Origin of the sequence: Palleronia aestuarii (assembly GCF_003253995.1) — a bacterium.
Classification (GTDB): domain Bacteria; phylum Pseudomonadota; class Alphaproteobacteria; order Rhodobacterales; family Rhodobacteraceae; genus Palleronia; species Palleronia aestuarii.
In genome coordinates this window covers 1-10342 of record NZ_QKZL01000053.1, presented here as the reverse complement: position 1 = coordinate 10342, position 10342 = coordinate 1, and the positions used below count along the sequence as shown (strand labels likewise).

The window sequence follows — 10342 nt, the reverse complement described above, 5'->3', positions numbered from 1 at the left end:
CGGCTGCGCCCCTGTTTCCCGAAGTCGCATGGCAGGCCGCGGGTGGACGACAAGCGCGTGCTCAGTGGTGTTGTATTCATCGATCGCAACGGTTTGCGCTGGCGGGACGCGCCGCGTGAATACGGCCCGCACAAGACGCTCTACAATCGCTGGATCGGGTGGAGCCGCATGGGCGCGTTCGCGCGGATCATGGAGGGGCTCGCCGCCGAGCAGGCCGATTGCCGGACGATCATGATCGACACGACCCATCTGAAGGCGCACCGGACGGCCTCAAGCCTGCGCCTTCAAAAAGGGGGGCGTGGCCGCCTGATCGGCAGGAGTTCGAGGATCAGGAGACGATCCGGTGGATCGTTTCCCCGAGGACGGCGGGATGAATAGCAGGCTCCATGCCGTTACCGACCGCGAAAGCCGCCCTGTCCGCCTCTTTGTGACCGCCGGCCAGGTCAGCGACTACAAGGGCGCGCTCGCGCTCCAGATCGGCTTTCCGCAAGCGGACTGGTTTCTCGCCGACCGCGGCTACGACGCCGACTGGTTCCGTAACTCTGTCGGGAAGCAGAATTCGGGCCTGCATTCCGCCGCGCAAGTCGCGCACGATCCCGATCAGATACGACAAACGCAGATACCGGCGCCGACATCGTATCGAGATCATGTTCAGGCGCATCAAGGATTGGCGCCGTGTGGCCACTCGCTACGACCGATGCCCCGAGGTCTTCCTCTCGGCCATCGCGCTCGCCGCCACCGTCATCTATTGGCTATGAGGCCTGAGCCTAGTTCGGCGCGCTCAGTGCGGTGGCGCTTGACCATCTGAGTGCGCGGCAATTTCAATGCAGGGCGGAGGCGTTTGTGGCCTACCGCAAGTTCCTGCGCATGGCTGAGGAGCTTGTCAGCAACCAACCTGCCCAGCCATTTCTTCCGCTCTTCGATGTGAGGCATGGCCTCCACTTTTTTGAAGCGTGTGGTGACCTTCTTCGCCTTCACCCCCGACCATCGCGACGAAGCATAGGCCTCGCTTCGATAATCAACCGCGACAATGCCACGGCGGTCGCCTTTGGCGAAGTAGTAGCCCCCAGCTTCCAGCGCGGCTTTCAGCGCATCGGCAGAATCCGAGCGGCACCAGGCATCCTTTAAGATGGCCGTGATGATTTGCGGGTCTTGCTTGTTGCGCTTTGCTTGCTGCCATTCGGCGCGAGAGAAAGTCAGCGGGTTCCTGGCAGAGCCGTCTGACCTGCTCCCCTTGGAGTCCGCAGTTACAAGTCAGCTCTGTTCAGGGTTTGGTCCTCTTCTGACCGTTGGTGATATTCCCGCGGGGTGCGCCCGTCGAGGCTCGTATGCAGGCGGTGGTGGTTGTAGTCGTGACGCCATGCCTCGATCAGATTGCGGGCTTGGCGCAGGCTGAGGAACAGGTGCTGGTTCAGACACTTGTCCTGCAGCCTTCCATTGAAGCTTTCGACCAAGCCGTGTCTCGCATAGGCTTGCCCGGCGCGATGTAGTGCCATTCGACGTGGCGGTCCTCCTGCCATTTCGGCATGGCGTTCGAGGTCAGTTCGGTTCCGCTGTCACTGACTACCATGCAGGGATAGCCCTTCATCTCCGCGATCCGGTCCAACTCCCGTGCGACACGGTCGCCTGACAGCGAGGTATCGACGACAGCGGCAAGGCACTCCCGGCTGAAGATGGGCCATGTTGCGCCATTGGTCCGAGCGACAATGGCGAATGATCACGCAGAGCACGCGGAACCGGCGCCCATCCGAGAGCGCGTTCGACACGAAGTCGAGCGACCATCGCTGGTTCGACTCCTGCGGGATCGCCATGGGCGCCCTGGTCCTGATCGCGCGCTTCCTCCCGCCACGCTTGCGAACGGTGAGGCCCTCTTCCCGATAGATGCGATACAGCGCCCCGGCCTACGAATGGTCCACTGGACCATTCGCTTCACGGCCTCCGATCCAGTTCACCTCCCAGCCTTCGCGCTTTAGGAGAATGTGCAGACGCCGATAGCCGAACCGCCGTCGCTCCGACGACAGATCCTTCAGCCGTTTGCGCAACTCCGCATCGATGGCCCGAGCCGACCGGCGCCGATAGACGCGCGGATCGATCCCGGCCAACGCGCAGGCCCGCCGCTGAGAGTAGCTCTTCTCTTTCATGGCCTAGTCCACAGCACTCGCCATTGTCCTCGGACCAATGGCGGACATAACTCGTTCCTCGAACCGGGCCTCAGAAGTTTTTTCCCAGCATCTCTTTCAGCGTGGCGACAACCATCATCTGTTCGGCCAGCATCTGCTTCGGCTTCGGCTTCGGCTTCGTGTTCTCGGCTTCGAACTCCTTCAGCTGTTTGGCGTCAGCAACCTCCATGCCGCCGTATTTGGGCCGCTAGGTGTAGAAGGTCGCATCGCTGATCCCGTGCTTGCGGCACAGCTTCGGTACGCTCATGCCCGCCTGATGCTCTTTCAGAATGCCAATGATCTGCACTTCGCTGAAACAGCTTCTTCTCATCGTCTGTCTAGTCGTTCGGAGAACAGCCTAACCGTAAACCGCGGACCTTTCAGCGAAGCAGGTCAGGTCGATCATGCCTTTTGGCATGTCCCAGCCGTGCTGGAGATAAATCTCCCGGATCAAATTCGTCAGCCGCCGCTTGGTGAAGAATAGCTGCTTGGCCGTCATGGTTTCGGTATCGATGCGGGACCAGACGGCATGGGCGTGTCGCCTGCCTTCCTTCTCGTGGAAGAGAATGGCGCGCGGCTGGCCGTCAAGGCCGAGCCGCTGCTCCGCCAGTTCGATGGCAGCTTCAAAGGTGGCGGTATCTACGTGGTTATCGTGCGGAGAATTGAGGCTAGCGATAGGAGATGCTGCTGGCAGCGCGTACCCTTTGGCGATGGCCTCAGATTCTTTCAGCGCCCCATGCAGATTATCTTCGCTCATGAAACCGCGAAGCTCGTAGAGGCTGACATGCTCGTTGTCCTGCATGTTCATGAGGTGCGTCGTCAGCTTGGCGGCATTCCCGCGCTGTGAGCCTTTCAGGATCATGGCCCGCCTACATCGGATAGAGAGCCAAGCGCGCGCACCAGTTCTTCACGCAAAGCCATCACGTCTTCGCAGGCTTGGCGAATTTCGTCTTCAAGCTCCGGCGAAACGAGCAGCGCGCCTGTATTCGCAGCGCGGGCAAGCTGATTGAGCTTCTGTGAGAGGCGAGACTTACCGAGCTCACCTAGGACGCGGCCCAAGGCTTCATGGTCTTCGATGGGGTTAGTATTGCGGCGGCGCACCTTTTCCAGCGGCTCATCGAACAGCTTTGCCTTGATATAAGCGCCGAGCTGCGCGCCGTTTGCGTCGGCCTGCAACTGCGCGATCTGTTCAAAGGAAAAACGCAACGAGAACGGTGCCTCGCGCTTCTTCTTTTTCGGTTTGGCGGCTACCGCCGCGTTTGAATCACGTTCCTAAATGTTCATCACCGCATTTCGGATCGTTATTCTGAGTTACAATGTTAAGGTGTTCGACGGCCTTGAGTTGGAGTTCTCAATCGTGAAGTATCTCAAAGAGAGAGTTCCAAGTCTCTCTTTCCACCTGCACCAGCGTTTTCCCATATCAAGCCGTCCGTCAGCCCAGGTCTTTCCTCTCGCTCCGTCGTCTGAAGAACGAGAAAACGAGCGGGGCGAGAAGGATCACGAGCGTGATCCGCACGATATGGTGGCTCGCCACGTAGGCGACCTCGGAACCCATCGCGAGCGCGACGAGGCTCATCTCCGCCAGTCCGCCCGGAGAATAGGCCAGAAGGACCTGCGTGGTGGTCTGGTTGAACGCGGTGTGCAACGCCAACGCGACGCAGATCGTGACCGTCAGCATGATGAGCGTGGCCCCGAGGCTGAGAAGCATGGCCCGGCCGATCTCTCCGGCCTTCGATCCGACGAACCGGCAGCCGATGATCGTTCCGAGAAAGAGCTGTGCAACGACGACGAGTTCGCGCGGCGGAGGATTGTGGGTAAATCCGGCGATATGGGCGATCGCGCTGCAGAGCATTGGACCGATGAGTGTCGGCGCGGGTAGCCGCAATCGGCCGCCGAGCAGGTATCCCACGACACCGCAGATCGCCAGGACGCCGAGGTCGGGTAAGGGAATGTCGGCCAGGGGCGTGCCGAACGCGGAGCGATCGCCGAGATCGTAACCCGCGATGCCGCGGATCCAGATCGCGACGAGCGACACGACGACCACGATGCGGGCGGCGTGGGCGAGCGCGATCTTCGCGTCGTCGCCGCCATAATCACGGCCGATAATGACCATCTCGTTCAGCCCGCCGGGCATGCCGGCGAAGAACGCGGTGACGGGATCGAACCCGCCGAAATATCGGTAGAAGGGGATCACGAGGAGGCACGAGATCGCCATGTAGAGCCCGAGCCCCGCGAAGGAGAGGGCCCATTCGGGCGCCTGCCGGATGAGGTCCGGCGTGAAGCCCGCGCCCAGCATGACGCCGATGACGACGACCACGAAGGGGCGGATCCGCAAGGGCGGGCGCACCGGGATGCGCATCACGGCAGCGATCGTGTTGAAGATCATCGGCCCGAGCATCCAGGGCAGGGGCGTGCCGAGACGATTGAAGATCATGCCGCCCGCGATGCCGATGGCGAGCGCAAGCGTGATGCGGAACAACAGGTTCCAATCGAGCGGCGGAAACGCGCCGCGTCCGGATTTAACGACCATAGGTCGGTTTCCCGAGGATGCGCCGCGGCAATCGCCGGCCCGGCCCGGACCTCATACGAGAGTTTCATCCGGATGGCGAGACGTGTCCGGAAGGAAAGAGATCGAGATGGCGCGCCATTGGCTCGAGGCATACCGGATCGGCGACGGCGAGGATCGGAACGTCCTGCCGCGCCGGGTCGTAGCGCCGCCCGCCCGCCGAACTGGCGCCGCCGGCCTCGTCGAGAACAACGAGGCCGGCAGCGTGATCCCAGGGTTTTGCCGCGGCGGAGATATTGAAATCGGCGTGTCCGAGCGCCAATGCGCGATATTCGTGACAGGAGCAGCGTAGCGTTCGGACGAGGCCCAGCGTCGGCAGGCGCGCGGCGAGCGCGGACCGCGCAGGCTCGGCGAAAAGATGGAGGGACAGGAAACCCTGCATCTTGTCGATGGGCGGGGCGGAGCGGGAGCGCATGCGGACGGGTTCTAGCTCGGGTCGGCCGTACCACGCGCCCCCGCCCGCACGCGCCGCCACCCAATCGTCAAGGACAGGATCGTATAGGAGACTGAAGATGGTTCGCCCCTCGTGCACGACGGCGAGGATCACCCCGAAAAGGGCCAGACCGGCGGCAAAGTTCGCCGTGCCGTCCACCGGATCGACGATTACGCAGAGTTCGGAGGAGGAGATGGTGTCCAGCAGGGCCGGATTCTCGGCGCAGGCCTCCTCGCCTACGACTGCCGCCTTAGGAAGGATACGGGCGAGCTCATCCGTAATCACGCGTTCCGCCCGGCGGTCGGCGATGGTGACGAGGTCGTCCGGGCCCGACTTCGTGCCGATCTCCGATGGGGCTAGGTTGCGAAACCGTGGCATGATCTCGGTACGCGCTGCATGCCGGACGAGTTCAATCAGACTTTGCTCGGTCGTCGGATCAATCATCGCGGAGGAAGCGGTACGCGCTGACCTGCGAGAAGATCGATCCCGGATGCAGGGTGATATCGGGCCACCCCGGCCGGCCCGGAGCATCCGGCCACATTTGGGGTTCGAAGGCCAAGGCCGCATAACGTCGATAGGAACGCCCGTGGATCGTCGCGGCCGTCACGTCGAACTTGTTCATATCGAAGACCTGCACGCCCGGTGCCGTCGTGGAGATTTCCAGTTCGACGCCGGAATTTCCCCCAAGACGGATAGCCGGCCTAAGCGGCATCGCCCGGTCGGACAGACAGAAGTTATTGTCGAGAGGCGGGATATCGTCTCCTTGGAGGTCCCGCGGCGTGCGGAAGTCGTACGGTGTCCCGGCAACATCGCGAATTGCGCCTGTCGGAATGTCGTCCGCGTCAGTCGGGAGGTATCGTTCCGAGAGGATTTGGAGACGCTGGCCGCGCCAATCGGGCTCGTCCATGACGCTCCAATACCCGTGGCTCGCAAGCGACATGAGCGTCGGCGCATCGGTCTCGCCGGTCAACGTCACGATAAGGGTCGTCTCATTCAACTCGTACCGCGCGGTGAGGCGCCTGTTGCCGGGAAATCCACCATCTCCGTCGGCGAGGTCAATCTCGAAGATCGCATGGATGTCGCTCGCCCCGACAAGGCGCCAGATCCGCCGGTGAACACCTGTGCTGCCCGAATGAAGAGTATGTCTGCCGTCCTGATTTGCGTCGAACCGGTATGTGCGTCCGTCTATGACGGCCTCCGCCCCCCGGATCCGGTTGGCGACGGGGCCTAGAACTGCTCCGAAATGCGAGAGGATGCCCTCGTAAGCTTCCGCGCTGGCGCCACCGAGCGTTAGGGGAAAGGCAATGCCGGGCAGGCGGACGTCCTGTATGAGGGCGCCCAGATCGAGCAGCGCCACCTGCAATGCCCCGTTGTCGAGGACCAGTCGGCCGACCTCCCTGCCATCGGACAATGTCCCGAACTTATCCATGTCGCTCCTCTGAAAAAACGCTCTGGGGTCGGATCACCCACCCGAAAGCGAAACGTCGGGCGCGCGAGCGAGGTCCGCACGTCACTCGACGGACCGGTCTTAGAAGTCACAGCACGATGCGATGTTCAGATTGACCGCGCGCGTCCACGGGTACGACGAAGGTGCGCCCATGCCCGTCGACCGCAGCAATTTCCGGCTCGGGCAAACCCACGGCCGCCGACGTGACGAAGAGCGTATCTCGCCCGGGACCACCGAGCGCGGGACAGGTGGTCTGCGTGGCGGCGAACTCCACGGCGAAGCGGAAACCTGCGTCGGGCCCGTAGCACGCGACACGTCCCGCGCCCCATCCGGCGCTCCATATGTTGCCGTCCGCATCGCAGATCGCACCGTCGGGAAAATGGTCCGTACCACTCAGATCGAGCCAGGTCTCCGCCTTGCCCTCCGGCCAGCCATCCGTGCCGAGCCGCCAGCGCATGATGAGTTGCGTCGGCGTATCTGTGAAATAGGCATGCGTCCCGTCGGGCGTGAAGCAGATCGCGTTGCCGATGCTCATCCCGCCCTTGAGCCGTCGAAGCTCCCCGCGATACCACCTATAAAGTGCGCCGCGCCCGGTCTCCTTCGCGGTGCTCATTGTATTGACCCAGAAGCCGCCCTGCGGATCGGCGCGCCCGTCATTCGAACGCGTCTCGTCGTTATGCGCCTCCAGTTCGCAGAGCTTCTCGCGCGCATCCGTCTCGATATTCAGGATGGTGAGGTCGCGTTCGGTCGCGACGAGAAGTCTGTCGCGGTCGATCCAGCCCATCGAGGAGACGAAGCGGTCGAAGGTCCAGTCCCGCAAACGCCCGTCCTCCCGGCTGAGAACGCGCTTCGAGAGGATGTCGCACCAGAAAAGCTGTTCGCGCTCGGGATGCCAGAAGGCTCCCTCACCGAGTAGGCAGCGCGTCGAATCGTGCACACCTATATTCATCGGCACGTCTCCTCCCATGCAGAGACCATCTCTCTGGCGCGGACACCGACGTCGCGGGCATCGTCTCCCGGTCGGTAGAGTGCCGTCCCGATGCCGAAGCCCGTCGCCCCGGCGGCACGCCATTCGGCGAAGTTCGACGGGCCGACGCCGCCCACCATGTAGATCGCCGTCTCGACCGGCAGGACAGCCCGGATGGCCTTCAATCCCTCGACTCCCATCTGGAAGGCGGGGAAAACCTTGAGTCCGGTCGCGCCCGCCGCGAGCGCGGCAAAGCATTCCGAGGGTGTGAGAACACCGGGATAGCTCTTCATCTCGGCATCCCGCGTCGCTGTCACGACGGCCGGGTTGAAGTTCGGAGAGACGATCAGCATGCCACCGGCTGCGCGCACCTCCTCGACTTGGGCGGGCTGCAGGACAGTGCCTGCGCCGATCTCGGTCCGCCCTGCGTGACGCTCCGCCATTCGACGGATAGAGACAAGCGGCTTGGGAGAATTCAGTGGAACCTCGATCCTCGTGATGCCCGCTTCGACGAGCACGTCCGAGATCGCGTCGGCTTCTTCCGGATCGATGCCGCGCAGGATCGCGATCAATTCGCGGGTCATGATGGGTCCCCCCCTGATATCTTCAGAGCCTCCGACAGTCCGGCAAGGCTCATCGCCTCACCCTTGGTGCGCATCGCGCGAACCCCCTGCGCCTCGAGCGCCTTGTCGTAGGCATCGCATATCGTCTTCGTGCCGATCAGCGCGACCTGCATGCCAAGCCAATGTGCGCGTGTCGCCGCGAGTTCCGCGCCGATGAGGAGTCCAGAGAGTCGTGCGCGAGCCGTACCGGGGTCCAGCGATCGCGAGAGTCCCTCCGCGCGGATCGAGAAGAGACGTGTCGAGAGGCTCTCCGGTCGACTGATCGCGTCGGAAACCGCCGACCTGAAGGCGTCATCGTTCCAATCTTCCGTCGTTACCGAATGGCGCAATACGGTATGGTCGGAAATCGCCGCGTATAGCTCCCCGGTCATTGCCGTCTGGAAAGAGACGATCTCGCCCGCGCTGACACGAACCCATTTGGTATGGCTTCCAGGCAGGCAGATGACGCCGTCGAAATCGGGATCGAGGGACAGAAAGCCCGCAATCTGCGTTTCTTCGCCTCTCATGACGTCAGGCGGACGGTCCTGCGACAGGCCCGGAACGATCGCGACGCCAAGGCGGGGATCATTGGTGAGAACGGATGTCAGTGGACCCGCGAGGGGCGGGCAGGGGACTTTGCGATAGGGAGCTTCCTTCCATCCCTGCCGCGCGCCGACCATGCCGCAGGCAATGACAGGTACATTGCTTGGAAGCTCCCATCCGGAAACGAGGTCAAGGAGCGCCGCCTCGAAGTCGCCTTGGGCGATGCGTCCCATTCCGGCGTCGGATGCCGCTTCGGCGAGAACGTCCCGCTCCGCACTCATGGCCCACCCGCGCAGATGCGACGTCCCCCAGTCCAGGGCGATCCAGGCAGGGGTGATCTTTGCGGAATGGATTTCGTCAGACATGGAAACTCCCCTTGGCGTTCGTCAGTCACATGCCACTAGGCATATATGGCCGGGTCCTGCACGGTCGGACGTCTCACGGACTGAACGCAATCCGATGAACGGAAACCGCGCGCATGCATCACCTCGAAGATCCGATGCTTGGTCGTCAAGGCGGTCAGGCCGGAAACAAGAGCACGTATTTGGATCGGAAGCTCTGGGGGATTCCGTCTGCCTCGACAGCATCAAGCAACGATTCCTCGGGGGGGCTGGGGTCTTGCGATGATCACGTACGGGGAGCGTCGCGCACGTCACGGGCCGATTTCGGCGGTCATTAACAATCGTGTCTCTCGTTGCCACATACGGGAAAGGATATTGCCGTAGAACACCGCTTTTTCAGGCACTTCGAATTTGTCGCAAAAACTTTGCGGAAAGTTGTGAAAGGGGGTTGCGGGTTTTGGTCGGTATCCGTAGATACGCCTTCACCGACGGGGCGGGGAGCTTCGGAGGGACGGCCAGCGGGTCCTTGAGGGGACGGGTTGGTTGGACAAGCAGATAGATCAGGCGGGGCGCGCCGAGGATAGGGCGCATCTTGTTTGTTTTTGTCTGTTGCTCTTTGACATTGCGGGTATCTGAAGAGATATGCGGGCGGTTTGGTTCATTCGATGGATCAGCCTTCTGTATATCGCGCCTCTAGGCTTCGGCCGATGATGAGGTGTCAGCTTCACTGTTTGATGTGGCTTTGCGTTACTTCGGTAACCTGGAGCACATGAAACAGAGACTTTCCACTGGGCTTTTGCCTGTCGTGCTCGAGTAGCTGGCAGGTGGGGGTACGGTGGAAGATGTGCAGAGGTTCGAACGTCAAGGACACATCCTTCGGGATGTTTCAACTTGAGAGTTTGATCCTGGCTCAGAACGAACGCTGGCGGCAGGCCTAACACATGCAAGTCGAACGAAGCCTTCGGGCTTAGTGGCGGACGGGTTAGTAACGCGTGGGAACGTGCCCTTCTCTACGGAATAGGCCCGGGAAACTGGGTTTAATACCGTATACGCCCCTTCGGGGGGAAAGATTCATCGGAGAAGGATCGGCCCGCGTCTGATTAGATAGTTGGTGGGGTAACGGCCTACCAAGTCGACGATCAGTAGCTGGTTTGAGAGGATGATCAGCAACACTGGGACTGAGACACGGCCCAGACTCCTACGGGAGGCAGCAGTGGGGAATCTTAGACAATGGGCGCAAGCCTGATCTAGCCATGCCGCGTGAGTGACGAAGGCCCTAGGGTC

9 protein-coding genes, 1 rRNA gene and 2 pseudogenes are annotated in these 10342 nt (G+C 62.0%); 2 read left to right on the top strand and 10 right to left on the bottom strand.

The genetic code is table 11. The features are described from left to right. A pseudogene (locus LX81_RS21215) lies at positions 1-758 on the top strand (IS5 family transposase); the annotation flags it as partial. Here the strand turns inward: LX81_RS21215 and LX81_RS22010 are convergent. The 10 genes and pseudogenes from LX81_RS22010 to LX81_RS21165 form a co-directional block, all read right to left on the bottom strand. After that, positions 742-978: a hypothetical protein gene (locus LX81_RS22010; RefSeq protein WP_146259520.1), complete on the bottom strand. Its 237-nt coding sequence runs from the start codon at positions 976-978 to the stop codon at positions 742-744. The pseudogene LX81_RS21215 and the gene LX81_RS22010 sit on opposite strands and share 17 nt — an antisense overlap. 269 nt (positions 979-1247) lie before the next feature. Beyond that, a pseudogene (locus LX81_RS21210) lies at positions 1248-2490 on the bottom strand (IS3 family transposase). Between the two features lie 27 nt (positions 2491-2517). Next, positions 2518-3021, bottom strand: coding sequence for a relaxase/mobilization nuclease domain-containing protein (locus LX81_RS22425; RefSeq protein ID WP_170134085.1), 504 nt, complete (start codon positions 3019-3021; stop codon positions 2518-2520). After that, positions 3018-3365: a hypothetical protein gene (locus LX81_RS21195; RefSeq protein WP_111539238.1), complete on the bottom strand. Its 348-nt coding sequence runs from the start codon at positions 3363-3365 to the stop codon at positions 3018-3020. The genes LX81_RS22425 and LX81_RS21195 overlap by 4 nt, the downstream gene beginning before the upstream one ends. Before the next feature lie 226 nt (positions 3366-3591). Continuing rightward, positions 3592-4689: an AbrB family transcriptional regulator gene (locus LX81_RS21190; RefSeq protein WP_111539237.1), complete on the bottom strand. Its 1098-nt coding sequence runs from the start codon at positions 4687-4689 to the stop codon at positions 3592-3594. A 64-nt stretch (positions 4690-4753) separates the two neighbouring features. Next, a complete protein-coding gene (locus LX81_RS21185) occupies positions 4754-5602 on the bottom strand; it encodes an inositol monophosphatase family protein (protein WP_272939509.1) in 849 nt (282 codons plus the stop codon). Then, a complete protein-coding gene (locus tag LX81_RS21180) occupies positions 5595-6587 on the bottom strand; it encodes an aldose epimerase family protein (RefSeq protein WP_111539235.1) in 993 nt (330 codons plus the stop codon). The genes LX81_RS21185 and LX81_RS21180 overlap by 8 nt, the downstream gene beginning before the upstream one ends. A 106-nt stretch (positions 6588-6693) precedes the next feature. Next, positions 6694-7554, bottom strand: a complete 861-nt coding sequence (locus tag LX81_RS21175) for an SMP-30/gluconolactonase/LRE family protein (protein ID WP_111539234.1) — start codon at positions 7552-7554, stop codon at positions 6694-6696. Beyond that, entirely contained in the window at positions 7551-8156 is a 606-nt protein-coding gene (locus LX81_RS21170) for a 2-dehydro-3-deoxy-6-phosphogalactonate aldolase (RefSeq protein ID WP_111539233.1), read from the bottom strand. The genes LX81_RS21175 and LX81_RS21170 overlap by 4 nt, the downstream gene beginning before the upstream one ends. Then, the gene (locus LX81_RS21165; protein ID WP_111539232.1) at positions 8153-9082 is read right to left on the bottom strand and encodes a 2-dehydro-3-deoxygalactonokinase; all 930 of its coding nucleotides are present in this window, start codon (positions 9080-9082) and stop codon (positions 8153-8155) included. The genes LX81_RS21170 and LX81_RS21165 overlap by 4 nt, the downstream gene beginning before the upstream one ends. An 863-nt stretch (positions 9083-9945) precedes the next feature. On the opposite strand from LX81_RS21165, the gene LX81_RS21160 reads away from it, so the two are divergent. Further along, positions 9946-10342 (top strand): 16S ribosomal RNA (locus tag LX81_RS21160); the annotation flags it as partial.